Source organism: Rhodoferax sp. WC2427 (assembly GCF_040822085.1).
In the GTDB taxonomy this organism is placed as follows: domain Bacteria; phylum Pseudomonadota; class Gammaproteobacteria; order Burkholderiales; family Burkholderiaceae_C; genus Rhodoferax_B.
Map to the genome: position 1 here is coordinate 3,338,620 of NZ_CP162006.1, position 22,682 is coordinate 3,361,301.

Annotated in this window: 25 protein-coding genes; 17 read left to right on the plus strand and 8 right to left on the minus strand. The window is 64.1% G+C overall.

The window, feature by feature from the left end; translation table 11 throughout:
• The first annotated feature begins 21 nt into the window (after positions 1 to 21).
• The 13 genes from AB3G31_RS15760 (at position 22) to AB3G31_RS15820 (ending at position 7,235) form a co-directional block, all read left to right on the plus strand.
• The gene (locus AB3G31_RS15760) at positions 22 to 393 is read left to right on the plus strand and encodes a hypothetical protein (protein WP_367847027.1); all 372 of its coding nucleotides are present in this window, start codon (positions 22 to 24) and stop codon (positions 391 to 393) included.
• A 13-nt stretch (positions 394 to 406) separates the two neighbouring features.
• Positions 407 to 1,030, plus strand: coding sequence for a hypothetical protein (locus AB3G31_RS15765; RefSeq protein WP_367847028.1), 624 nt, complete (start codon positions 407 to 409; stop codon positions 1,028 to 1,030).
• Between the two features lie 124 nt (positions 1,031 to 1,154).
• Complete coding sequence (locus AB3G31_RS15770; RefSeq protein WP_367847029.1) at positions 1,155 to 1,631, plus strand: hypothetical protein; 477 nt, start codon at positions 1,155 to 1,157, stop codon at positions 1,629 to 1,631.
• Positions 1,628 to 1,924, plus strand: coding sequence for a hypothetical protein (locus AB3G31_RS15775; protein ID WP_367847030.1), 297 nt, complete (start codon positions 1,628 to 1,630; stop codon positions 1,922 to 1,924). Before AB3G31_RS15770 ends, AB3G31_RS15775 begins: the two co-directional genes overlap by 4 nt.
• Positions 1,921 to 2,091 (plus strand): hypothetical protein, encoded by a 171-nt coding sequence (locus tag AB3G31_RS15780; protein WP_367847031.1) that lies wholly within the window; start codon positions 1,921 to 1,923, stop codon positions 2,089 to 2,091. The genes AB3G31_RS15775 and AB3G31_RS15780 overlap by 4 nt, the downstream gene beginning before the upstream one ends.
• Positions 2,088 to 2,450 carry a hypothetical protein gene (locus AB3G31_RS15785; protein ID WP_367847032.1) on the plus strand — a complete coding sequence of 121 codons (363 nt, stop codon included), beginning with the start codon at positions 2,088 to 2,090 and terminating at the stop codon, positions 2,448 to 2,450. The genes AB3G31_RS15780 and AB3G31_RS15785 overlap by 4 nt, the downstream gene beginning before the upstream one ends.
• Complete coding sequence (locus AB3G31_RS15790) at positions 2,447 to 3,109, plus strand: hypothetical protein (protein WP_367847033.1); 663 nt, start codon at positions 2,447 to 2,449, stop codon at positions 3,107 to 3,109. Before AB3G31_RS15785 ends, AB3G31_RS15790 begins: the two co-directional genes overlap by 4 nt.
• Positions 3,106 to 3,387, plus strand: coding sequence for a hypothetical protein (locus AB3G31_RS15795; protein ID WP_367847034.1), 282 nt, complete (start codon positions 3,106 to 3,108; stop codon positions 3,385 to 3,387). Before AB3G31_RS15790 ends, AB3G31_RS15795 begins: the two co-directional genes overlap by 4 nt.
• On the plus strand, positions 3,384 to 5,504 hold the full coding sequence (locus AB3G31_RS15800; protein ID WP_367847035.1) for a ParB/RepB/Spo0J family partition protein: 2,121 nt from the start codon (positions 3,384 to 3,386) through the stop codon (positions 5,502 to 5,504). Before AB3G31_RS15795 ends, AB3G31_RS15800 begins: the two co-directional genes overlap by 4 nt.
• Complete coding sequence (locus AB3G31_RS15805) at positions 5,501 to 6,013, plus strand: hypothetical protein (protein WP_367847036.1); 513 nt, start codon at positions 5,501 to 5,503, stop codon at positions 6,011 to 6,013. Before AB3G31_RS15800 ends, AB3G31_RS15805 begins: the two co-directional genes overlap by 4 nt.
• A complete protein-coding gene (locus tag AB3G31_RS15810) occupies positions 6,000 to 6,428 on the plus strand; it encodes a hypothetical protein (protein ID WP_367847037.1) in 429 nt (142 codons plus the stop codon). Before AB3G31_RS15805 ends, AB3G31_RS15810 begins: the two co-directional genes overlap by 14 nt.
• Entirely contained in the window at positions 6,415 to 6,960 is a 546-nt protein-coding gene (locus AB3G31_RS15815; protein ID WP_367847038.1) for a hypothetical protein, read from the plus strand. The genes AB3G31_RS15810 and AB3G31_RS15815 overlap by 14 nt, the downstream gene beginning before the upstream one ends.
• Positions 6,957 to 7,235 carry a helix-turn-helix transcriptional regulator gene (locus AB3G31_RS15820; RefSeq protein ID WP_367847039.1) on the plus strand — a complete coding sequence of 93 codons (279 nt, stop codon included), beginning with the start codon at positions 6,957 to 6,959 and terminating at the stop codon, positions 7,233 to 7,235. The genes AB3G31_RS15815 and AB3G31_RS15820 overlap by 4 nt, the downstream gene beginning before the upstream one ends.
• On the opposite strand, the gene AB3G31_RS15825 is transcribed toward AB3G31_RS15820, so the two are convergent.
• Positions 7,174 to 8,451, minus strand: coding sequence for a tyrosine-type recombinase/integrase (locus tag AB3G31_RS15825; protein ID WP_367847040.1), 1,278 nt, complete (start codon positions 8,449 to 8,451; stop codon positions 7,174 to 7,176). The genes AB3G31_RS15820 and AB3G31_RS15825 overlap by 62 nt on opposite strands.
• 235 nt (positions 8,452 to 8,686) lie before the next feature.
• Here AB3G31_RS15825 and mutS point away from each other — a divergent pair, with 235 nt between their 5' ends.
• The 4 genes from mutS to AB3G31_RS15845 all read left to right on the plus strand — a co-directional run bounded on the left by mutS (position 8,687) and on the right by AB3G31_RS15845 (position 14,763).
• Positions 8,687 to 11,263, plus strand: a complete 2,577-nt coding sequence (gene mutS, locus AB3G31_RS15830) for a DNA mismatch repair protein MutS (protein WP_367847041.1) — start codon at positions 8,687 to 8,689, stop codon at positions 11,261 to 11,263.
• A gap of 157 nt (positions 11,264 to 11,420) precedes the next feature.
• The gene (locus tag AB3G31_RS15835) at positions 11,421 to 12,983 is read left to right on the plus strand and encodes a methyl-accepting chemotaxis protein (protein WP_367847042.1); all 1,563 of its coding nucleotides are present in this window, start codon (positions 11,421 to 11,423) and stop codon (positions 12,981 to 12,983) included.
• 52 nt (positions 12,984 to 13,035) lie between these two features.
• Positions 13,036 to 13,863, plus strand: coding sequence for a peptidase (locus tag AB3G31_RS15840; RefSeq protein ID WP_367847043.1), 828 nt, complete (start codon positions 13,036 to 13,038; stop codon positions 13,861 to 13,863).
• A gap of 54 nt (positions 13,864 to 13,917) precedes the next feature.
• Positions 13,918 to 14,763, plus strand: a complete 846-nt coding sequence (locus tag AB3G31_RS15845; RefSeq protein ID WP_367847044.1) for an alpha/beta hydrolase — start codon at positions 13,918 to 13,920, stop codon at positions 14,761 to 14,763.
• On the opposite strand, the gene AB3G31_RS15850 is transcribed toward AB3G31_RS15845, so the two are convergent.
• The 7 genes from AB3G31_RS15850 to AB3G31_RS15880 form a co-directional block, all read right to left on the minus strand.
• Positions 14,720 to 15,370, minus strand: a complete 651-nt coding sequence (locus AB3G31_RS15850) for an HAD family hydrolase (protein WP_367847045.1) — start codon at positions 15,368 to 15,370, stop codon at positions 14,720 to 14,722. The two genes, AB3G31_RS15845 and AB3G31_RS15850, sit on opposite strands and share 44 nt — an antisense overlap.
• Positions 15,370 to 16,194 carry an undecaprenyl-diphosphate phosphatase gene (locus tag AB3G31_RS15855; protein ID WP_367847046.1) on the minus strand — a complete coding sequence of 275 codons (825 nt, stop codon included), beginning with the start codon at positions 16,192 to 16,194 and terminating at the stop codon, positions 15,370 to 15,372. The genes AB3G31_RS15850 and AB3G31_RS15855 overlap by 1 nt, the downstream gene beginning before the upstream one ends.
• A 206-nt stretch (positions 16,195 to 16,400) precedes the next feature.
• A complete protein-coding gene (locus AB3G31_RS15860; protein ID WP_367847047.1) occupies positions 16,401 to 17,921 on the minus strand; it encodes a serine protease in 1,521 nt (506 codons plus the stop codon).
• A gap of 33 nt (positions 17,922 to 17,954) precedes the next feature.
• Entirely contained in the window at positions 17,955 to 19,922 is a 1,968-nt protein-coding gene (locus AB3G31_RS15865) for an ABC transporter permease (RefSeq protein ID WP_367847048.1), read from the minus strand.
• Positions 19,922 to 20,821 (minus strand): glycosyltransferase family 2 protein, encoded by a 900-nt coding sequence (locus AB3G31_RS15870; protein ID WP_367847049.1) that lies wholly within the window; start codon positions 20,819 to 20,821, stop codon positions 19,922 to 19,924. Before AB3G31_RS15870 ends, AB3G31_RS15865 begins: the two co-directional genes overlap by 1 nt.
• Positions 20,821 to 22,125 carry an efflux RND transporter periplasmic adaptor subunit gene (locus AB3G31_RS15875; RefSeq protein WP_367847050.1) on the minus strand — a complete coding sequence of 435 codons (1,305 nt, stop codon included), beginning with the start codon at positions 22,123 to 22,125 and terminating at the stop codon, positions 20,821 to 20,823. Before AB3G31_RS15875 ends, AB3G31_RS15870 begins: the two co-directional genes overlap by 1 nt.
• A gap of 61 nt (positions 22,126 to 22,186) precedes the next feature.
• Complete coding sequence (locus AB3G31_RS15880) at positions 22,187 to 22,678, minus strand: C40 family peptidase (RefSeq protein ID WP_367847051.1); 492 nt, start codon at positions 22,676 to 22,678, stop codon at positions 22,187 to 22,189.
• Positions 22,679 to 22,682 lie beyond the last annotated feature (4 nt).

Here is a 22,682-nt window from a genome sequence, read left to right on the forward strand (position 1 = left end):
TACCTCACACTGTCCAGCACCATGCTTGTTTGCCAGCGCATCGCCAACCCTCCAGTTGTTCCCACCGATTTTGACGCACGCTGGAATGGCCCAGATTTTGGGCTAGTGTGCGCTTGGCTGCGCGGCATTGAAAAGGCTAAAGAAGCACCCGACCTGGCGCAACGCGCCGCGGCTGGTGAGTTGATAGTGCTGCCCTGGAAAGGCGGCGTATCTACCGCCATAAAGGGCACCAACAAAGTCGGCGCTCTGCTGTACGTAGCAATGTGGCTCGGCATGCGCGGCAATGATTTGGTGTTGGACACCGAACTAGAGCTGCAGATGGTGTGTACCCGCACAGGCGTGCCAGTCACCTACACCCGTGACTCGGCCAAACTCTCCACCGCAGAACCCTAACTCTAGAGGCCCCATGGCAACAGATCTCCGAATCGCTGCCTCGATCCAAAACCGGAGCCTCACCCGGGCCACACAAATGCTCAGTGGTCTGGTGATGGGCCTGGTCGCCGACGGTCAACTTGTAGACGCTGAGATCTACATGCTCCACACCTGGCTGACAGCCAACGCGGAAGTCACACAAACATGGCCCGGTTCCGCCATTGCTCGGCTGTTGAGCGAGGTGCTGAGCGATGGCGTGATTACAGCCGAAGAAAAGGCCCATCTACTCACCAACCTGCAGAGCCTGGTGGGCAGTGACTTTGCGGAAACCGGCTCAGTATCCCCAACTACCGATAACCTGCCGTTCGATCAAGTCAGCAGCCTGGCAGTGCAGGATGCTGTGTTATGCCTTACCGGTGAGTTCATGTACGGAACCCGGAACGCCTGCGACCAACTTTGCACCAAAGCCGGAATCTTGACGCACCCCACTGTCACCAGAAAAGTTTCCCACCTGGTTGTCGGCACACATGCATCCCCAGCATGGGTGAACACTAACCACGGCCGAAAGATCCAGAAAGCCATGGAACTACGAGATGCGGGACATACCATTCTCATCATCCCCGAGCGCATCTGGCTTGACTCCCTAAGCGCGACGTAAAAACACCTGCTTCGAGAAGCCCGCTGATTGCGGGCTTTTTGCATTGTTGAAATTTAATCACTTTCGTGATTGACTTTTAAATCACGTACGTGATAATTCAGCCATCCCAACCCGGAAGGCTGAAATGCAAACCACCACACAACCCGCAGACCCCGCGTCTGCACCCCTAACGCCCCCCGCGCCCGGTGCTGCCGCCAGCACAGACCGGCAGCTCTTCGCCACGCTACGTTCTTCCATCGAGGCCGCAGCGTTCATGCAGTGCCTGGTCACTGCTGAGGCGGAAGCGCTGGACGGCCCCATCGACCATGAACAGTTTGCCCAGGAGTGCATGCGCACTGGGGCGGCACTGGCATGGCAGATGCATGACAAGCAGGACGCCACAATTTTCCACGCGAATCTCAAGGCCATCCGTTCGCTGCTGCAACGCATCCAGCGCGATCCCCGGCTAGCGTACTACTTCGACCAGTGCAGCCAGTCGTTCGAAGACCTGACCGCTGCGCACGCGATCAACTACAGGCTGGACCTGGCGCTGTTCCGAAAGGAATTTGCGGGCACGTTGACATATGAAGCGCCCCCAGTGGCGCAGGGTGATGGCGCATGAGCCAACCCAAGCCCACCCGCACTTGGCACCGCGGTCCTCCGCCCCACATCGGCTGGTGGCAAGCCTCCAGCGGCCGCAGCACCCGCACCTGGCGCTGGTGGAACGGCACCTGCTGGAGCATCGTCGCGTTTCCCGAAGACGACCTGGCCAGCGTGGCTATGTGTGCCGCCACACCTACCGAATCAACAAATGTGGAATGGACCACGTATTGGCCTGACTTTGCTCGCGTGCCGCGCACTTCGCCATTGATTCCTCCCCTGAACCTGGATGAACTATGGGGAGACGCAGCATGAACGCCCTGACCAAATGGCTGGTCTCCGCCCTGGCGGCCCTGCTGCTGGGCTCTACCTACCTGCTGGACGGCCCCAGCGCCATGGATGTCGAGCGCGATACCGCAACCGATGTGCAGACGGCCCAGCTCGACGCACAGCAGTCCAACCGCGCCGAGGTGCAGCCATGAACGCATTTGTCCACACGTCTGCACTGCAGCCCGAAGCGGATCTGTTTGGCGCCGCACCCACCCACCGCGAGGCCCCTCACGTGGTGCTGGATGCCACGTTGACCCGCAATGCAGAGGTGCGCAACAAGCCGGTGGGCGATGGGGATCACGTGTTCCCCGTGCTCAGCCTGGAGCTGCGCACCGCTACCGACCTGCAGCAGACCCTGCACGTCGAGCAGGTGTTTTCCGAGTCCACCCGCCACCTGGCGGAAAAGCTGGCCGCCACCCTCAAGCGCGGCGACCACGTCCGCATTACCTCCACCCTCATCCACATGCACGTGCGCCTGCCGCACGCCCAAACCATCGAGCGCCTCCAATGACTACCACCGCACCCTTCATTGCCCACTACCCCCGCATCATCGGCCTCACCGGCCTGATGGGCAGCGGCAAAGACACCATCGCCGAGATCCTGCGCAAGCAGCGCAACTACGTGCCCGTGGCCTTTGCCGACCCGCTGCGCCAGGAAATCATGGACGCGTTTGGCATCCCCATTGAGGTGCTGACCGACCGCGCCACCAAAGAAGCTGCCACGCCCCAGCTGGCGCTATCGCGCTGCCGCGACTTCGACTTCGAGGCCTGCATGATCAACTACAACAAAACGCCGCTGCTGGACATGACGCTGCCGCGCTCGCCCCGCTGGATCATGCAGCGCTGGGGCACCGAATACCGCCGCGCCCAGGACCCGCACTACTGGACCAAGGCCATGAACCGGCGACTGAGCCACCTGAGCCAGCAGGGGCAATGCATAGCCGTAACCGACGTGCGCTTCATGAACGAGGCCCTCCTGGTGCGCGAACACGGCGGCTACATCTGGCAGGTGAACCGCGGCTTCACCATCGCTACGCCAGGTGCGCACAAGAGTGAAACCGATGGCGGTCAGTTCTGGCCCGATCGGACCATCGACAACAGCGGCGACCTGGCGCAGCTGCAGAGCCGCGTGCTGGCTTTAGTGCCTGCCGTCACTGGAGTTACAGCATGAGCAACACCAAAATGAAAGGCCCACCCAAACCCAATCGCCAACCGCGATTAGTTCGGCAGCACGAGCAACTCGACTTAAATGACCTCCCCAATGTCATCGTGGCTATGTTGGGCAACCTTGAGACAGCTTTGATATCGGCTGGCGCAGTAGCAAACAAAGACTACTACTGGCCGATGCTCATCGAAGGTGCAATCAAGCTGGCGGCCGAAGCGGGTTTCCTCAAAGACACAAACGTGATTCTTGAGGACATTGAATCTTCACCAGGCTCCTTCCTATGAACGCCCCCACCTTCGCCGACCTCCCCCTGTCGGCCATCACCCCCAGCCTGACCAATCCGCGCAAGACCTTCCATCCTGCGCGCCTGGCAGAGCTTACCGCCAGCATTGCCTCCAGCGGCGTGCACCAGCCCATACTGGTGCGGCCGCTGCCTGCGTCGCGCCTTGAAGACACCTCGAAGACAAGCCCGCGCCCCGAATACGAACTTGTCGCCGGTGAGCGCCGCTACCGTGCCAGCCTGGCCGCCAAGCGCGACACCATCCCGGCCATGGTGCGCGACCTCACCGACGACCAGGTGCTTGAAATCCAGATTGTGGAAAACCTCCAGCGCGAGGACATCGCCGCCCTGGAAGAAGCCGAGGGCTACGAGCGCCTGATGCAGCACAGCAGCATCACCGCCGAGCAGGTTGGCGACAAGATTGGCAAAAGCCGCAGCTACGTCTACGCCCGCCTCAAGCTGCTGGACCTGTGCCAGGAAGCGCGCAGCAGTTTGCGTGATGGCAGCATCGACTCCAGCCGCGCCCTGCTGATTGCCCGCATCCCGGACCACAAGCTGCAGATCAAGGCCATCGAGGATATCCTGATGGGCGTTCACGACTACAGCACGGGCGAAACTGCACCCATGGGGCAACGCGCCGCTGCGGCCTACATCCAGCGTAAATACATGCTCAAGCTGGACACGGCCAAGTTCGACATTCTGCGTGTGGACCTTGTGCCCAACGCAGGTAGCTGCAAGACCTGCGCCAAGCGTACCGGCCACGAGCCCGACTTGTTTGCCGACGTCAAGAATGCAGATGTGTGCACCGATCCACCCTGCTTTCACAAGAAAGAAGAAGCTCACAACGCCACCATGGTCGCCGAGGCCCAGGCCAAGGGCCAAACCATCATCGCGGGCAAGGAAGCCCAGGAGCTGATGCCCCAGCACAGCTACAACGCCAAGTTCAAAGGCTACCGCCGACTGGACGATGCAGCCGACAGCCCCACCAACCAGCCGCTGCGCAAGATCATCGGCAAGCAAATGGACGTGGAAGGCATTGCCCAGGTGATGATCGAGCACCCCTACTCTAAAGGCACGCTGGTTGCGGTGCTGGCTAACGAGGTGGTGCTGCGCCTGCTCAAAACCGTGCAGGGCCAGGCAGCAGCAGCCACCAAGACGGTGGACAAAGAAGTCCAGCAGTTCGCCGACGAGAAAGCAGCAAAAGCCCAGGCCAAGGCTACAGAGCAGTTTGAGCAAGGTTGGCGCGACACGCTGCTGTCGGATACCTGGCATGCCGTCAATAAAGACGATGTGCCGGTAATGTCCAGCATGGAGTTTTGCCGCTATTTGGCCCGCCGCGAAGCCATCAACATCCACCAGGACAACGCCGACGCGCTGTGCAAGCTGCTGGACCTGGGCAAGGTGTCTTCGCACAGCGCGGTGGTGGACTTTGTCAAAACCACCGACCGCCCCGACCTGGCGCTGGCCTTGCTGGTAATGCAGCGCGATTCCGGCCGCAACCACTATGCCCATGGCCGTCCGCCGAACGAGGGCCTGATGCTGGTGGCTGAAATCGCCTTTGGTGACAAGCTGAAATCAGTGATCAAGGACATAAAAGCCGAGGCGCAAGAGCGCTTTTTGCCGAAACCCAAAGCCGCAGAACCGCTTCTACCCCACTCCCCTGCTGCGCAAGCTGAGGGGGAGGCGGGGGGAGGTAAGAGCAAAAACGCGGATGGGTCCAAAAAAACGCGCCCCGCTGCGCCTGCGGCGAAAGCCAAGACTACTGCGGAGGAAGCCGCTCTAGGCATCGCCCAGGCGATGCAAGGCATTGAGTCCGCCGCACTGGCGGCGGAGGGGTCCGATCTGGGCGCTGACGCGCAGGGAATTGATGCCACCGCACTTGCGGTGGCGGGCACGTCTGAACGGCCCGCACAGGAACCATCGGCGGCGGCGATTGAGATTGGTCAACGTGTGCGGGTGCTGGTGGGTGTGAAAGGCCCCAACGCCAAGTACGTGGGCAAGGAAGGCCTGGTGCGCAGTCGATTGGGGGCGGCCTGGATGCTGATGTTTACAGGCAAGGGCAGCAAAGTGGGTTCGATGGCCAGCTTTGATCGGAATGAGCTCGAGGTGGTGGAATCATGAACGGCCTACGCAAACCCCGCCAGGTGCGCTGGACGAAATGCGCAGACACCATCAGCACCGCCATCCTGGGTGCCACCAAGCTGACCGCAACCGAGCGCGCCAGCGTGTTGGAACCGCTGCAGGATGCCCACAAAGCCCTGCGCGAAGGTGTAGCCACCCAGTGGCAGTGGACGCAGTTCGCCAGCGCCATGGAAGTGGCCCAGGCAATAGAGCAACGCGGCGTGGTGCGCGGCCTCAAAGCCCACCTGTACGCCGCTGAGCTGGCGCTGCAAGCCATCGAGCGACGAGCCATGCGGTGCAAGACCTGGCAGGCTGTACCGCTCGACCTGGAGGAGCTGGACACCCTGGCCATCGCCATCAACTTGCACGAATTCCAACTCACCCAGCTGGGTGCCAGCGAGTTTCACGCCGCCGTCAAAACAGCCCTGGGCCATATCACCAGCAGCGCTGGCCAGGTGCTGAGCATCAAGCCACCATCAATCGAAAGCCGTAGCCATGCCGCAAGCTAAACCAACGCCCGGCACCGGGCAATCGTCTGAGGCAGAAACCGCCCAGGTGCTCTACATCATCCGCGCCAGAATCGACACCGGCCGCAGCAGAGGTGCCCGCCAGCTCACCAGAGACATCCGCGCCCTCAAGCGTGCCGAGGCCGAGATTGTGCGGCTGCGGGCCGCGCTGGACCAGCCATTGGTCGCGCAGCCATTAGAGGTGCAGCCGTTGCCGGGCTGGCTCCTTGTCCCAATGACGATCACTTCCGAGATGAAACAGGCAGGTGGTCACGTAAATTCTGAGTGGCTGAACGATAACGCTCCTATTGGAGAGACTCGATACGCCATGCCAATGCAGGGAATCTGGGATGCCATGCTGGCCGCCAACGGCATCCCGCCCACCAAAAGCGAAGGGGTGCGCCATGAACAGAGCTGACATTAGCCGCCTTGCGCGACAGGCTGGGTTGCAAGGCCTGGCCACCGATGTGGTCTGCCAATGGTCTGAAATTGAGCACTTCGCCGCCCTGGTCGAAGCCTTCATTCGCGCCGCGCAGCCAGCAGTGCCAGCATCTGGGGTGCAAGGGGGTGAGCCGCCAGAGGGCTTACCGTACGGGATCATCGACCCCGACTATGCCAAGGTATTCACCACGGCGCGCATCATTGCCTGGCAATATGGCTTTGCCCTGGTGATGCACGGTAGTTTCACGCGGGATCTGGACCTTCTGCTGGTGCCATGGGAGAAACACGCTTGCGCAGATGGCGCGGAGTGTGTTGTGGCAATGATTGCCGATGCCTGTGGCCTGACTATCAACGGCCAACCGGGCATCAAACCCCACGGTCGGTTGGCCCACACGCTTCTGTTTCCGGGCTTCGCCGACCCGCGATGGGTGGACTTGTCTGTGATGCCCATACCCGCCGCCCAGCCAGCAGAGGTGCGGCCTGCAAAGCTGGAAGGCAAAGCCGTATGAGTATCGCCATCAATATCCGCCCAGCAGCCCTGGAGCCGCCTGATGCTGCGACCTATGTCGCCCTGTCGGTGACGACCGTGGAGCGCCTGGTGCGGGAAGGTAAGTTCCCGAAGCCACGGCAACTGTCTGGCCGCCGCGTAGGCTACCTGGTGCGTGAGTTGGATTCGTGGCTAGACGACTGCCCGGTGTCGGACCTGCTGCCACCGCCCAACACTAGCCGACGCGCGGCAAAGGGGTCGATGCCAGGACTTCAAGATGCTCAGCCAGGCGTGTGAGCCACAACCGCCGCTCTTTGTCGTAGGAGTGCCGGTTGTACACCGCCTTGATTCCCTCGGGCATGTGCCCCAATAAGGCCTCGGCGACCTCGTCGGGGCACCCCATCGCGGCCAGCATGGTGCGCACCGTGCGTCGCAAGTCGTGTGGGGACCAGTGCGTCACGGTCAGCCTGGGCCTAACGTTTTTCGGCGTGGTCTTTGAATAGGGCTGGTGGTAGTGCACAGCCGTTTGTACCGCTTTTTGGCTGAGGTAGCCCTTTGCCGCAGCAGATGGAAACAGAAACCCCTTTGACAGAAGCATACGCCGTCGCACAACCGCCTCGGCACGCCCACCCAGGGGGACGCGTAGATCAGTGGCGAGCTCGTGCCTGGCGTTCTTGGTTTTTGCCTTTGGCAGCGTCCACCACAGGCCGTCCACTTCTTCTGTGATCTCGCAGTGCTCCATTTGCACCACCTCGGCCCCACGCGATCCGGTCCACAGGTAGAGGGTCAGCACGTCGCAAATCGCTTTGCTGAAGTTCGGTAGCCACCGAATGAGCTCACCGGCCTCAGCATCGGACAGAAACCGCTTTGTCACCCCAATATGCTTGCCTTCGATGCGCTTGCCCTTGCTCTTGAGTCGGCCGCGCATGATCAAGCGCCACCAGTTGGGCGTATCTTCCGGCAGCCTGCCCGCATCGAGCACGTAGTCCCAGGCCGCCCCGAGCTCTTGGCGGATCTGCTGGGCCTGTACAGGCGTTTCTACCAGACCTTCGAGCAAGGAGAACGCCTGCGACCGCTTGAGGGTCGCAGCTTCCTGGTCAGCAATGGGCGCGAGAAGCTTTTTAAACAGGCGCTCGACCTCGGCCGCACCCTTGGCCTTGCGGCGTAGCTTTATGTGCCCGGCAATGTAATCGCGGCACACTGCAGCCACGGTGTACGTCTCGGCTTTCGGGGCGGCCGCTTTGGAGCGGGCGGCCTTCTTCTCTTTGGACAGGTCCACACCGCTGTCGCGCTTCGAGCGCAAGACCGCCCATTCGGTGGCGGCCGCCACTGCCGACATGGCTGGCCAGCGCCCAATTGCCACCTGGCGCATGTTGCCGTCGGTGGGCGATTTGTACCGGTAGATCCATGTGCGCGTTGTTGCGCTGGCCTCCAGGCGCAAGCCTGGACAGCCGTCCACGATAATGCGCTCACCAGGCTTCAAAAGCTTCGCAGTACGAGCATCAAACTGCATTCACGCCTCACGGCGTAGGTTTACCGGATTCGAGTTACGCCGCCCGGCGTAGCATTGCAAAATTCAGTACCAATTTCCTACGCTAGCGCCGGAGTGTAGTGCTGTTTAGTGCTGCTTCGTGAAGACTTAGCAATTCCGCCACGCCAGACCTTTCCCTAATCAAATCAACAACATGGGCACTGTCACCCAATCAGATCAAGTACTTGCGAAAGTAGACTTTTCGGGGCACACCCCCATGATGGCCCAGTACTTGGCCATCAAGGCCGAGTACCCCGACACGCTGGTTTTCTACCGCATGGGCGATTTCTACGAGCTGTTTTTCAGCGATGCCGAGAAAGCCACCGCCCTGCTCGACATCACCCTGACCAAGCGCGGCCACACGGCAGGCGTGCCTATTCCCATGTGCGGCGTGCCCTTCCATGCACTGGAGGGCTATCTGGGCAAGCTCATCAAGCTGGGCGAGTCGGTGGCGATTTGCGAGCAGGTGGGCGAGGTCACGGGCAAGGGGCCGGTGGAACGCAAGGTGGTGCGCGTGGTCACCCCCGGCACGCTCACCGATGCCGAGCTACTGTCCGACAAGACCGAGTCCGTGCTGCTGGCCATCCACCAGGGGCCGCGCAATACCTGCGGCCTGGCCTGGCTGAGCGTGACGCGCGCCGAAATCCACCTGGCCGAGTGCCCCAGCGACGAGCTGGAAGCCTGGGTCACCCGCATCGCCCCCAGCGAACTGCTGCACAGCGCCGACGCCAGCCACAGCCTGGAGCAGCGCATCCAGGCCCTGAAGCGCGCCACCGCGCCCGGCGTGGCCTTGTCCACCACCGCCCGCCCGGCCTGGCAGTTCGATGCCGCCCTGGGCCAGCGCAAGCTGCTGGAGCAACTGCACGCCGCCACCCTGGCCGCCTGGCAGGCGGACGACCTGCCCCAGGCCCACGCGGCGGCGGCCGCCTTGCTGACCTTTGCCGAACACACCCAGGGCCGCGCCCTGTCGCACGTGCAAACCATCCGGGTGCAAAAAGGCGATGCCGGCATCCACCTGCCGCTCTCCACCCGGCGCAACCTGGAGCTGACGCAAACCCTGCGCGGCGAGGACAAACCCACGCTGTTCTCGCTGCTGGACACCTGCAGCACCAGCATGGGCAGCCGGGCCCTGAAGCGCTGGCTGCTGGAACCCCAGCGCGACCGCAGCGAAGCCACGCTGCGCCTGCAGGCCATTGCCACCTTGCGTGAAGCCGGGCAGGGCCAGCGCCTGCGCGAGCAGCTCAAGGGTAGCGGCGATGTAGAACGCATCAGCGCCCGCATCGCGCTGCGCCAGGTGCGCCCGCGCGAGCTGGTGGCCTTGCAGTACACGCTACAAAAAGCAGAGCTGCTCACGCCCTTCATACCAGCGCAAACGGCACTTTTGACCCAGATTTCTGCAGCACTGCGGCCGCCCGAGGGCTGTGCGGCCCTGCTGCAAAGCGCCATCCTGGACGAACCCGCTGCCCTGGTGCGCGATGGCGGCGTGATCAACCGCGGCTTCGATGCCGAGCTCGACGAACTGCGCGACATCCAGACCAACTGCGACGCGTTTTTGCTCGACCTGGAAACCCGCGAAAAAGCCCGCACCGGCATTGCCAACCTGCGGGTGCAGTTCAACAAGGTGCATGGCTTCTACATCGAAGTCACCCAGGGCCAGATCGACAAGGTGCCCGCCGACTACCGCCGCCGCCAGACCTTGAAAAACGCCGAGCGCTACATCACCCCCGAGCTGAAGGCCTTTGAAGACAAGGCCCTGAGTGCCCAGGAGCGCGCCCTGGCCCGCGAGAAATGGCTGTTCGAGCAGGTGCTGGATGCCCTGCAGGCCTTTGTGCCCGCCTTGGGCCAACTGGCCTACGCCCTGGCCGCGCTGGACGTGCTGTGCACCCTGGCCGAGCGCTCGCTGACCCTCAACTGGTGCGCCCCGGTGTTCGCCAAAGAGCCCTGCATCGCCATCCAGGGCGGCCGCCACCCGGTGGTGGAGGCCCGCCTTTCTGAGCTCAGTAACGCCAGCTTCATCGCCAACGACACCGCCCTGGGCCACCGCCAGCGCATGCAGATCATCACCGGGCCCAACATGGGCGGTAAATCAACCTATATGCGCCAGGTGGCCACCATCGTGCTGCTGGCCAGCATGGGCAGCTTTGTGCCCGCAACCGCCTGCCGCCTGGGGCCCATCGACGCCATCCACACCCGCATCGGCGCGGCCGACGACCTGGCCAACGCGCAATCCACCTTCATGGTGGAGATGACCGAGGCCGCGCAGATTTTGCACAGCGCCACCGCCCACAGCCTGGTGCTGATGGACGAGATTGGCCGCGGCACCTCCACCTTCGACGGCCTGGCCCTGGCCAGCGGCATTGCCGCGCATTTGCACGACAAGACCCAGGCCTTCTGCCTGTTTGCCACCCACTATTTCGAGCTGACCGAGTTCCCGGCCCAGCACCATGGCGCGGTGAACATGCATGTGAGCGCCGCCGAGTCGGGCCGCGATATCGTGTTTCTGCACGAGCTGCAGCCCGGCCCGGCCAGCCGCAGCTACGGCATCCAGGTGGCCCGCCTGGCCGGCATGCCCACCGCGGTGCTGAACCATGCGCGCCACACCCTGGCCGCGCTGGAAGACCACGCGCTGGGCCACCAGGCGCAGGTGGATCTGTTTGCGCCGCCGCCCGCCGCCGAGCCGGCTTCTGTAGGGGTGGTGGAAGCCGCCGTGGCCGCGTTGGACCCCGACACGATGAGCCCCCGCGAGGCCATGGAAGCCATCTATCAACTTAAGAAGTTGTTACAAATGTATTAATTTGTGTCGATAACAGGCTAGTAAATGTCGCATCGTTCTATTTGGCTCCGAACCGTTGCCCTACGATGGAACGGCGTTTTAGCCGTGAGAAGCTGATCCGGTCGCCTTCCTTGTTCCTGTCACATGAAAAGAAGCTGCTATCAATACGCTCAACAACATGAAGATTTCCACCCGCCTGACAGGCACATTTGCCATGTTGGTCGCGGCCATGCTAGCCATCGCCGTCACAGCGGTCGTCCAGATGGGCATCATGTGGCGCAATGCCGATGAGATATCCACGCTGTGGCTGCCCAAGTCGGAATCGGTCAACAAGATGGGGGCCGAACTCGCCAGCTTCCGAATGACCGAGCTGCAGTACGTGATGAGCACCGTGGACAGCGAGGCCGCCGAGCTGGAAAAGAAGATGGTCAAGGTGCAAGCCACCTTCCAGGCCGACAGCAAAGCCTTTGCCACCAGCATCAGTGACGACAACGAGCGCAAACTGTTCGACAGCTTCACCGCCGACTGGAAAGCCTATCTGGTGATCCACGAACAGGTGGTTGCACTGGCCAAGCAGTTCCAGGCCGACCAGGGCAAACGCCTGCTCAATACCACCGCGGAAAAGCTGTTCGTCAAATCCATCGCCACGCTGGACAAGCTGGTGGACATCAGCCACAAGGGTGCGGTTGATGAAGGTGCCATGACGGTCACCACCTACAACACCGCCCGCAGCTCCATGCTGGTCATCGCCGTATTGGGCCTGGTTCTGGCGGTGGTGGCGGCTACTTTGCTGATTCGCTCTATCACCCGCCCCCTGTCGGAGGCGGTACAAGCCATTGAACGGGTCGCCAGTGGCGATCTGAGCGTGGCCATCCAGTCCACCACCAAAGATGAGGCCGGACAGCTACTGACGGCCTTGAACAACATGCAGCATGGCCTGATTGACGTGGTCAGCAAGGTGCGGCAAGGCTCGGAAAGCGTGTTCTCGGCCAGCGAAGAGATTGCCTCGGGGAATCTGGATCTGTCCAACCGCACGGAGCTCCAGGCGAGTGAACTGGAGCACACCAACGCCCATATGTCCAAGCTCAATGGCGCAGTTGCCGAGAATGCCGAAAACTCCCGCCAGGCCAATCTGCTGGCGCAAAGTGCGTCCACACTGGCGGTGCGCGGCGGGCAGGTGGTCGACCAGGTGGTGGTGACCATGAAGGGCATCACCGACAGTTCCCGCAAGATTGCCGACATCATCAGCGTGATCGACGGCATTGCTTTCCAGACCAATATCTTGGCGTTGAATGCCGCTGTAGAGGCCGCCCGCGCCGGCGAACAAGGCCGGGGGTTTGCCGTGGTGGCCTCTGAGGTGCGTTCGCTGGCCGGCCGCAGTGCCGATGCCGCCAAGGAAATCAAGAGCCTGATCAACGCCAGCGTGGAACGCGTGGAGCACGGCACTTCGGAAGTGGGTCTGGCGGGCAAAACGATGGCCGAATTGGTCGATGCCATCCAGAAAGTGGCCCACATCATGGGGGAGATCAGTGCCTCCAGCCGGGACCAGGCTACCGGCGTAACGCAGTTGGGAACCGCCATCTCCAGCATGGACCAGTCCACATTGCAGAACGCTGCCATGGTCGAGGAGCTCTCGGCTTCGGCCAACACCCTCAGAAACCAGGCCACCGACCTGGTGGATGCGGTGTCGGTATTCAAGGTCGGCAACGTCGGTCGCCATGCGTACCTGGCGCTACCATAGGTCGGCGCACGCGCTGACCTAAAATCAGCCCTTTGCCAGTGAACCTGCCCCCATGACCTATTGCGTAGCCATCAAACTTAATGCCGGGCTGGTTTTCCTGTCCGATTCGCGGACCAACGCCGGGCTGGACCAGATCAGCACCTTCCGCAAAATGATCGTCTACGAGAAGCCACAAGACCGCTTCATGGTGCTGCTGTCGGCGGGCAACCTGAGCATCTCGCAGTCCATCCGTGAGATCTTGCAGGTCGAGCAGGTCAAGGAAACCGAAACCAGCGAACCCATCACCATCTGGAACGCCAAGAGCATGTTCGACGCAGCCCGCGTACTGGGCTCCGCTGTGCGCCACGTGTACGACCGTGATGCAGCCTCGCTGCGCCAGGCCGGGGTGGAATTCAACGTGTCGATGATCTTTGGTGGCCAGATCAAGGGCGAAGGCATGCGCCTGTTCCAGGTGTACTCGGCCGGCAACTTCATCGAAGCCACGCCCGAAACCCCGTACTTCCAGGTCGGCGAATCCAAATACGGCAAGCCCGTGCTGGACCGCGTGATTACCCCCACCACCCCGCTGGACGAAGCCGCCAAGTGCGCACTGGTGTCGATGGACTCGACCCTCAAATCCAACCTGTCCGTCGGCCTGCCGCTGGACCTGGTGGTGTACGAGGCCGACAGCTTCCAGACCGACAAGGTGGTCTGCATCGACGAGAACAACCCCTACATGAAAATGTTGCACAGCAGCTGGGGCCACAAGCTGCGCCAGGTGTTTGACAGTATCGAAGACCCGATGTGGAACGGCGAGCACACCGAAATTCCGCTGATGGTCGAGTCAGCCCGGGGCAAGCCGCTGCGCAAGATCACCACGCCGCAAGAACGCCTGATTTAGCCTGGCGCGCGTGCGCGACTGCGCAAAGCGGGCAAAAGTCACAGAATCGCGGTTATGTCGACTTTGCCGCCCATCGTTTTCGCCCACGCCAACAGCTTTCCCGCCGCCACCTACAGCGTCATGCTGGCCAGCCTGCGGGCGCGTGGCTTTACCGTAGAGGCGATCGACCAGCTCGGCCACGACCCGCAGTACCCGGTCAGCAACAACTGGCCGCACCTGGTGCAGCAACTGGCCGACTTTGCGGCCCAGGCCGTGGCGCGGCACGGGCAACCGGCCTTTCTGGTCGGCCATTCCCTGGGCGGATTCTTGAGCCTGATGGTGGCCGCGCAGCACCCGGAACTGGCCTGCGGCGTGCTGCTGCTGGATGCGCCCATCGTCGGTGGCTGGCGTGCCACCACGCTGGGGGCCTTCAAACGGGCCCGGATGGTGGAAGTGGTGTCGCCCGGCAAGATCAGCCGCACCCGCCGCCAGCACTGGGCCGACCAGGCCGCAGCGCTGGCCCACTTTCAAGGCAAAAAGGCCTTTGCCCGCTGGGATCCGCAGGTGCTGCAGGACTACATCGCCTACGGGACCCAGGATGCCGACGGCCAGCGGGTTCTGACCTTCGACCGGGCGGTAGAGACGGCCATCTACAACGGCTTCCCCGACCACCTCGAAGGTCTGCTGCGCCGCCGCCCGTTGAAATGCCCGGTGGCTTACATTGGCGGCACCCATTCCACCGAAATGCGCCAGATGGGCATGGGCCTGACCACCAAAATCACCAAGGGCCGCACCATGATGCTGGACGGCAGCCACCTGTTCCCGATGGAGAAGCCGCTGGCCACGGCGGCGGCCATCGAAGCGGCCTTGCGAAACATCAGCGCGCCAGCAGCGGCCCCAGAGCCTGCAGGCCCGCAATAAACGTCACCCGCTCGGCCACCTCGGGCGCCAGGCCCTCTTGCGGGTGCAGGCTGAACACCTGCATGCCCGCAGCCAAACCGGCCAGCAGACCGGGCAGGCTGTCTTCCACCACCGCGCAATGGGCCGGTGCCACGCCCAGGGCCTGGGCTGCATGCAGAAACAAGCCGGGGTGGGGCTTGAAGTGGCCGACCTCGTAGGCGCAAAAAATACGCTCGCCCAGCAAGGGACGCAGGCCGGTCAGGCCCAGGGTCAGCTCGACCTTTTCGCGCGGGCCGTTGGTGGCGACGCAAAACGGGATGTGCAAACCTTGCAGCAAGGCCAGCGCGCCCGGCAAAGGCTCCAGTCCCTGGCGAAAGCGGATCTCGGACTGCTGGCGCACCTGCGCCGTCAGGGCGGCTTCAAATCCCGGTGCCTGGGCGGGCAACTGGGCCGTGATCCAGGCGATGCAGTCGGCCATGCGCGCGCCGCGAAACCGCTGGTGGGCCTCGGCGCGGGTGACCTGTACGCCATGGGCGACGGCCAGGGCGTGCAACACATCCATGCCGGGCTCCTCGCTGTCGACCAGCGTGCCGTCGGCATCAAAAATGACGGCCTGGATGGCGGCCATCAGTCCGCCCAGACCACGGTGCCGGTGTACCAGGTGGCCAGCACCACCAGACCGAAAGCGATGCGGTACCAGGCAAACACCACAAAGTCGTGGGTGGAGATGTAGCGCAGCAGCCAGCGGATACACAGCCAGGCGCTCAGGAAGCTGACCACAAAGCCTACGGCGAACAGCGGAAAGTCGGCCATGGACAACAAAGCGCGTTCTTTCCACAGGCTGTAGCTCCCGGCAGCGATCAGCGTGGGGATGGCCAAAAAGAAGCTGAAATCGGTGGCCGCCTTGCGCGACAGGCCCAGCAACATGCCACCGATGATGGTGGAGCCAGAGCGGCTGGTGCCGGGGATCATGCCCAGGCACTGCACCAGGCCGACCTTGAGGGCATCCAGGCCACTCATGTCGTCGATCTCCTGGATGCGCACCACCGGCTTGGCACGGCGCTCCACCCACCAGATGATCACGCCGCCAACGATGAAGGCCGCGGCCACCACCGGCGCATTGAACAGATAGGCCTTGATGGCTTTATAGACAAAGAACCCCACCAGGGCCGCAGGCAGGAAGCCAATCGCCACGTTGAACACAAAGCGGCGTGCGCGGGCGCTGCTGCTGAAGCCGCTGATGGCCCCGGCAATGCGCTGCCAGTAGACGATGATCACGGCCAGGATGGCGCCGGTCTGGATGGCGATGTCGAATACTTTGGATTTGTCGTCCGTCATGCCCAAAAGCGAGCCGGTCAGAATCAAATGCCCCGTGCTGGACACCGGCAAAAACTCGGTCAGGCCCTCGACGATGCCCATGATGGCGGCCTTGATCAGCAAAATGGTATCCACACGCTCTCCCCAATAAATAATGTGGGGTGATTATCACTGGGCAACCCATTACGTTCGTAAAGCCCCTAGCGCGCTGCCCGCGGTTGTCAACACCGGCAAACCCGTAGCCGCGGCACAGGCCCATCAGGCCTTTCAAATTTCAAGAGAAAATAGCTCCCAGCGCTTATGCAATAAGCGCAAGCAGCTATTTTTTCAGTAGCAATCCATCAGGGACAGCTACCCGAAGGGGCCAGCCAGCGGCCCAGGGCCGCGTTGTAGGCCACATCAAACCGCCCATAGGCGTTGCTGCCAGACGGGTTGCTGCAACTGGAACTGCCGCCGTATAACTGGCCCACCAGGTAGTGGCCGCTGCCAATCGACGCGAACAGCGGTGCACCGCTGCTGCCCGTCTCGGTGGAGCCGCTGGTGAACTGGGCGTTGACGAAATTGCCAGCGGCCTGGCTGGTGGCACTGCAGCTGAAGTCCAGCGAATTCGCGCTGAGCGAGGTGCAGCTCAAAAAGGATTTGATCGCCCCGGTGCTGATGGACTGCCAGCTGCCCTGCGGGAAGTGCAGGCTCGCCGCGGCGGCGCCCAGCGTGGGGGTTGCCACCGACCAGCCCGCAAACACCGCCCCGGTGGGTGGACTGTCGGCCAGGCGCATGAACGAGGTGTCGGTGCTGGCGCTGGCGTAGAGCAGGGTGGCGCCGCCGATGCGGGTGGTGGCTTTGGCATCCAGCGTGGGGCCTGCGCAGCTGGTGGCGCGGTAGAACCACCAGGTCTCCAGCGTCGACGCTTCTGACTGGGTTGAAATGCAGTGGTTGGCACCCAAGAAATACGGCGTGCCGCTGCCGCTGGCATCGTTAACCAGCGTGCCGGTGCACACGAAGGCAATGCCGCTCTTGACGAAGCTCATGCGGGCCACGGAATTGCTCTCGGTGGCGTAGCTGGGGTCGCAGGCGGTATCGACTTCGCAACTGCCCACCGCAGCCTTGGCCACGTTGCCAGCCTTGGCAACGGTGAGTGGGCTGCTGAACAAATGCGAAACGCTGGGAATGGCGATTTCCACCCCGGCGGTAGACACCTGCGCAGGCAGCTCGATCTCCAGCGTGGCCTCGGCGCCCTCCACCATGGGGGCCCAGTAGGTGCGGCCCGCATCGCTGGTGTCGCCCGCCGCGCGGTTGCGCGCAAGGTTGTCCAGCACGTCCTGTGCGGCAATGGTGTAGGCCTTGGCCGCGCCCTGGGCGTAGACGCGCAGCGTCGCCGAGGCAGGCAGGCTTTTCACCAGCACACCCAGCCGCAGGCCGACGGCCAACCCTGAATCAATGCTGATGGCGGCCACCTGGCCACCCGTCGCCGTAGCCTGCCACTGCAGCAGGGCACGGGTCGCGGCAACCGTGCCGGTGGCGGCCACATCGCGCGGCAAACCGATCTGTTGGGGCACGCCTTGTTGCGCCAGCAGAGGCTTCACCGCCGCCACCTTGGCCTGGGCCAGGTCGCCCAAAGCAATGGCACGGGCCGACACAGGCTGCACCAGGCGCGGCTGCAAGGCCGAAGCCGAGGTACCCGCCGTCTGCCGCAGCGACTCGGCCTGCACCGGCGTTTCCACGCTAGCGGACTTGGCCGTGACGTTGCCCCCTGCCGGGCACACCGCTGCACTGCCCCCCCCATCGCCACCGCTGCCACCGCCACAACCCGCCACCACACCCGCCACCGCCAGCAGGCCCAGCCTGTTCCATGTGTGTCCCATACCCATCTCCTGAAATTGAGCCCAATGTACCCGTCATGCAAACCGCAAAGCCGCAATGGGCTGTAACTTGGATGCCCGGCGCGCCGGGTAAAACCCAAAAAACACCCCCACCGCAGCAGAAAACCCTACCGCCAATGCAATCGACGAAATCGTCATGCTGACCTGCCAGCCCGCCGTGCGCCCCACCGCCCAGGTGGCCAGCGCCCCCACCAGTACGCCTACCGCGCCGCCCAGCACACTGAGGCTGACGGCCTCGATCAAGAACTGCCCCAAGATATCGCGCCCGCGTGCCCCTACCGCCATGCGCAGCCCGATCTCGCGGGTGCGCTCGGTCACGCTGACCAGCATGATATTCATGATGCCGATGCCGCCAATCAGCAGGCTGATGCCCGCCACGGCGGCCAGCAGCAGGGTCATGGTGCGGCTGGACTGCTCCTGCGCCTCCAGGATCTCGCTCAGGTTGCGGATGGTGAAGGTGTCGTCGGCGCTGGCCTCGACCTTGAAGCGCTGGCGCAACAGCTCGCGGATGTTGTCCTCGGCCACCTGCATGCTCTGGCCTTCGCGCACCTTCACGTTGATGGCCCAGACGCGCTTGACATTGCCCGGCGACCCGCCCTGCAGCCGGTTGCGGTAGGTGGAAATGGGCAGCACCAGAATGTCGTCCTGGTCCTGGCCCATGGAGTTTTGTCCCTTGCGGGCCAGCACGCCGACGATCTTCACCGGCACGGTGCGCACCCGCACGGTCTGGTCGATGGGGTCGGCATCGCCAAACAACTCCTGCGCCACGGTTCGGCCGATCAGGGCCACCTTGGCCGAGCCCTGCACCTCGGCCTCCTCAAACGCCCGGCCCGCCTCCAAAGGCCATTCGCGCGCTTCCAGGTAGTCGTTGTTGGTGCCAAAGATGGTGGTGCTCCAGTTGGCGTTGTTGGCCACCACCTGGGCGGTGGTGCGCGAGGACGGTGCGGCCACCTGCACCTCGGGCACCTCGACCTGTATGGCGGTGGCGTCTTCTTCGGTCAGGCGGCTGCGGGTCTGCGCGCCCTGGCGCACGCCCGCCGCCGTGGCCCCGCCCGGCAGCACCAGCATGATGTTGGAACCCAGGCCCTTCATCTGCTCCTGCACCCGGTCGGTAGCGCCCTGCCCCACCGCCACCATGGTGATGACGGCTGCCACACCGATGATGATGCCCAGCATGGTCAGCAGGCTGCGCAGTGCATTCGACGCCAGCGCCCGCCAGGCACTGCGCAGCGCGGCCATGCCGTTCATGCGCGCATGGCCTCTGACTTCCTCCCTCCCCTCCCGGGGGAGGGCCGGGGTGGGGGCCGCCCCCGAATCTTCCTCTATCTGCCCGTCCTTGAAGACGATCTTGCGCCGCGCCCAGGCCGCAATATCCGCCTCGTGCGTCACCAGCACCACGGTGATGCCCTGGGCGTTCAGCTCGGCCAGCAAATGCATGATCTCGTCCGAGGTCTGGCTGTCCAGCGCGCCGGTGGGCTCGTCGGCCAGGATCAGCTGGGGCTGGTTCACCAGGGCCCGGGCAATCGCCACCCGCTGCTGCTGCCCGCCCGAGAGTTCGGCCGGTGTGTGGTCCAGCCGGTCGCCCAAACCCACGCGCTGCAAGGCGGCGGTGGCCCGGGCCCGGCGGGCCTCTGCCGCCACCCCGGCGTAGACCAGCGGCAGCTCCACGTTCTCCAACGCACTGGCGCGCGGCAGCAGATTGAACTGCTGGAACACAAAGCCAATGCGGCGGTTACGCACCAGGGCCAGCGCGTCGGCGTCCAGGCCCTGCACCGCCTCGCCCGCCAGGGTGTAGCTACCGCTGCTGGGGGTATCCAGGCCACCCAGAATATTCATCAGCGTGGACTTGCCCGAGCCCGAGGTGCCCATGATGGCCACGAAGTCGCCGTCGGCAATTTCCAGCGACACGCCGCGCAGGGCGTGCACCACGTCGCTGCCCATGGCGTAACGCTTGGTCAGTGCCTGGGCGTGAACTACGGGCATCAGCCTTGCCCCCTGTGCACCCGGCGCACCTGGTGCACCGCCAGGCAGCGCAGCAGCGAACCCAGGACCGAGCCCGTCCACAGCAGGCGCGAGGGCGTGGGGGCCTGGGCGTACAGCGTGCGCACATCCGGCGGCAAAGATTCCGGCAGCCGCAGCCGCAGCCACTGCCACACCATTTCATACTGCACACCGCGCTGGGCGTAACGCCACAGGCGGCGGGCGTAGGTGCGGTAGTCGCGCAGCCGCCAGGGGCTGAGCGAGCGGAACGCGAACCCGGCCTCGGGCGCAAACACCACGTAGCCGCTGGCATCCAGCGCCATGGCGGTGGGTTGCAGATCCCGGCCCGCCCACAGGGACACCAACCAGTCCTCACCCACCAAGCCCTGCGGCAGGCGGATGCCACGCTGGCGCAGGGTCTGCACAAAGCTGCCCCGCAACGCGTACAGCCCGCCCGCCAACGTACCCTGGCTCAGCATTCGCTGGCTCCAGCCCTCGCGGTCGCGGCCGGTGGTGGGCAGGCCGCCCACGGCATGGGCCGCAGGCACCTGCTCCAGCCGCCGGGCCAGCGCCTGCAGGGCGCCGGGGGCAAGCTGCACGTCGCCGTCCACAAACACATGCAGGGTGGCCGTGGCGGCCACAGCGTGCACATATTCGTTCCAGGCGTGGGCCTTGTCGGCCAACGCGATCTCGACCACGCGCAGATGGGGCGACGCTGCCGCCAAATCACGCACCACCTGCGCCGTGCCGTCCTGGCAGCCGTTGGCCAGCACCACCACCTCGACCGCCATGCCGTGGGCAGCCGCCTCAATGCTGCGCAGGGTGGCGGCGATACGCGGGGCCTCGTTGTGGGCAAATACCGCGATGGACCAGGTGGCAGCCATGGATGCGGGGGCGGTCATCAGAACGGCAGCCGGGGGGCGCTGGCGCTGGGCGCACCGGCCAGCGGGTTGCCGGTGACCACGGGGGTGCCATCCCGCAAGGCCGCGTCGGGGCTGAGCAACTCGGTGCTGCTGCCGTCGGTGATACCCAGGCACACGTTGGTGGCCACGGGCTTGCCAGCAGCGTCCAGCAGGTAGATCCGGCCCCGCCGTGCGGAATTTATAGAAATAGTGCCGTTTGTGCAGGTGGGATTGGCGGGAGCAGCTACGTTATTTGTAGCATTGGCAATGCGCATGCGCAAGGCGGCGTTGGGTACTTTCAGCACATCCTGGCGCGTGTCGGTGACGATGCGCACATTGGCCGTCATGCCCGGCAACAGGCGGCCATCGGTGTTGGCAAAGCGCAGCACGGCCACATAGGTGACCACATTTGCCACGTTCAGCGCGGCCTTGCGCACCTGGCGCACCTCGGCCTCGAAAGTCTGGCCGGGAAAGGCATCGACGCTGAAATTGGCCTTTTGGCCCAGGCGGATGCGGCCCACGTCGCTCTCGTCGATGCTGGCCTCGACCTGCATGTCGTGCAGGTTTTGCGCAATCACAAACAGCTCGGGGGCCTGCAGGCTGGCGGCCACGGTCTGGCCGCGCTCGATGGTGCGCTTGATGACGATGCCATTGACCGGCGAGGTGATGCGGGTGCGGCCCAGGTCGATGCGGGCCTGGCCCAGCATGGCTTCGCGCTGCGCCACATTGGCCATGGCCGTGGTGATCTGCGCCTGGGTCACGTTGGCCTGGGCCTGCGCCAGCTTGAGCAGTTCGCCGCTGGTGTTGACCAGGGCGCGGGTGCGGTCCACCTCGCTCTGGGCGATAAATTGCTTGTCGGCCAGGTCGCGCTTGCGGTCGAAGTCGCGCTGGGCCTCGGCCAGGTCCACCTGGGCTTTGGAGATGGCGGCCCGGCCGGCCGCCGCGTTGGCCTGGGCGGTGAGCACCGCCGCCCGCGCCGCGTCCACATCGGCCTGGGCCGAGCGCACGCGGTACTCAAAGGTCTCCGGGTCCAGCATGGCGATGAGCTGACCGGCCTGGACCTCGTCGTTGAAGTCGGCGTAGAGCTCCTTGATCTGCCCCGACACCTGGGTGCCCACCGACACCTGGGTCACCGGGTTCACCGCCCCGCTGGCCGCCACCGTGGCCAGCAACGGCCCGCGCGCCAAAGCGCCGGTGCGGTACACGGGCTGGTCTGCCGCCCGGTTCTGGCTCCACCACCAAGCACTGCCGCCCACGGCCACCACCACCGCCAGTCCCCCCAGCCATTGATTCATTTTTCGCATGGACGCGATTGTAGGAACGGGCGGTTACAGAATTTCGCGTGGGGTTACCCGCTGGCGGGCATCAAGGCCGTCGAAACGAAACCGCTTGCCTGGCCCAGTACGCCGATGCCAGCAGGTCCAGCCGCACCACCCCGCCCGCCGATGGCGCGTGCACAAACCGGCCTTCGCCCACGTAGATACCCGCGTGGGTGGCCGCGCCGCGCGGGGCGAACACCACCAGGTCACCGGTGCGTACGGCATCAGACGGCACGGCCTGGCCCCAGTTCACCAGGGAGGCGACGGTGCGTGGTGCCGCCAGGCCTGCCTGGGTCTGGTACACATAGCCAATCAGGCCGCTGCAGTCGAACCCCGACGCGGGCGTGTTGCCCCCGTAGCGGTACGGCGTGCCGACCAGGCTGATGGCGTACAGGGTCACGTCGCTGGCCTCGTTTGCCGACAGGCGGGACGGGCCCAGGGGAGCGGCCAGGGACGGGCGCGAAGGCGGCGCGGTAGAGCAGCCTGCCAGGGCAAGCAGCAAAACCAGAGCAGCGGTGGGTAAGCGCAGGATGTGCATTCAG

What these genes read in the sequence shown, in the direction of transcription:
- AB3G31_RS15870 (WP_367847049.1), bottom strand. Translation starts at nt 20,821, where the DNA reads ATGACCGCCCCCGCATCCATGGCTGCCACCTGGTCCATCGCGGTATTT.
- AB3G31_RS15880 (WP_367847051.1), bottom strand. Translation starts at nt 22,678, where the DNA reads ATGCACATCCTGCGCTTACCCACCGCTGCTCTGGTTTTGCTGCTTGCC.
- AB3G31_RS15800 (WP_367847035.1), top strand. Translation starts at nt 3,384, where the DNA reads ATGAACGCCCCCACCTTCGCCGACCTCCCCCTGTCGGCCATCACCCCC.
- AB3G31_RS15865 (WP_367847048.1), bottom strand. Translation starts at nt 19,922, where the DNA reads ATGCCCGTAGTTCACGCCCAGGCACTGACCAAGCGTTACGCCATGGGC.
- AB3G31_RS15785 (WP_367847032.1), top strand. Translation starts at nt 2,088, where the DNA reads ATGAACGCATTTGTCCACACGTCTGCACTGCAGCCCGAAGCGGATCTG.
- AB3G31_RS15825 (WP_367847040.1), bottom strand. Translation starts at nt 8,451, where the DNA reads ATGCAGTTTGATGCTCGTACTGCGAAGCTTTTGAAGCCTGGTGAGCGC.
- AB3G31_RS15760 (WP_367847027.1), top strand. Translation starts at nt 22, where the DNA reads ATGCTTGTTTGCCAGCGCATCGCCAACCCTCCAGTTGTTCCCACCGAT.
- AB3G31_RS15780 (WP_367847031.1), top strand. Translation starts at nt 1,921, where the DNA reads ATGAACGCCCTGACCAAATGGCTGGTCTCCGCCCTGGCGGCCCTGCTG.
- AB3G31_RS15775 (WP_367847030.1), top strand. Translation starts at nt 1,628, where the DNA reads ATGAGCCAACCCAAGCCCACCCGCACTTGGCACCGCGGTCCTCCGCCC.
- AB3G31_RS15765 (WP_367847028.1), top strand. Translation starts at nt 407, where the DNA reads ATGGCAACAGATCTCCGAATCGCTGCCTCGATCCAAAACCGGAGCCTC.
- AB3G31_RS15805 (WP_367847036.1), top strand. Translation starts at nt 5,501, where the DNA reads ATGAACGGCCTACGCAAACCCCGCCAGGTGCGCTGGACGAAATGCGCA.
- mutS (WP_367847041.1), top strand. Translation starts at nt 8,687, where the DNA reads ATGATGGCCCAGTACTTGGCCATCAAGGCCGAGTACCCCGACACGCTG.
- AB3G31_RS15815 (WP_367847038.1), top strand. Translation starts at nt 6,415, where the DNA reads ATGAACAGAGCTGACATTAGCCGCCTTGCGCGACAGGCTGGGTTGCAA.
- AB3G31_RS15845 (WP_367847044.1), top strand. Translation starts at nt 13,918, where the DNA reads ATGTCGACTTTGCCGCCCATCGTTTTCGCCCACGCCAACAGCTTTCCC.
- AB3G31_RS15840 (WP_367847043.1), top strand. Translation starts at nt 13,036, where the DNA reads ATGACCTATTGCGTAGCCATCAAACTTAATGCCGGGCTGGTTTTCCTG.
- AB3G31_RS15820 (WP_367847039.1), top strand. Translation starts at nt 6,957, where the DNA reads ATGAGTATCGCCATCAATATCCGCCCAGCAGCCCTGGAGCCGCCTGAT.
- AB3G31_RS15810 (WP_367847037.1), top strand. Translation starts at nt 6,000, where the DNA reads ATGCCGCAAGCTAAACCAACGCCCGGCACCGGGCAATCGTCTGAGGCA.
- AB3G31_RS15850 (WP_367847045.1), bottom strand. Translation starts at nt 15,370, where the DNA reads ATGGCCGCCATCCAGGCCGTCATTTTTGATGCCGACGGCACGCTGGTC.
- AB3G31_RS15860 (WP_367847047.1), bottom strand. Translation starts at nt 17,921, where the DNA reads ATGGGACACACATGGAACAGGCTGGGCCTGCTGGCGGTGGCGGGTGTG.
- AB3G31_RS15795 (WP_367847034.1), top strand. Translation starts at nt 3,106, where the DNA reads ATGAGCAACACCAAAATGAAAGGCCCACCCAAACCCAATCGCCAACCG.
- AB3G31_RS15790 (WP_367847033.1), top strand. Translation starts at nt 2,447, where the DNA reads ATGACTACCACCGCACCCTTCATTGCCCACTACCCCCGCATCATCGGC.
- AB3G31_RS15835 (WP_367847042.1), top strand. Translation starts at nt 11,421, where the DNA reads ATGAAGATTTCCACCCGCCTGACAGGCACATTTGCCATGTTGGTCGCG.
- AB3G31_RS15770 (WP_367847029.1), top strand. Translation starts at nt 1,155, where the DNA reads ATGCAAACCACCACACAACCCGCAGACCCCGCGTCTGCACCCCTAACG.
- AB3G31_RS15875 (WP_367847050.1), bottom strand. Translation starts at nt 22,125, where the DNA reads ATGCGAAAAATGAATCAATGGCTGGGGGGACTGGCGGTGGTGGTGGCC.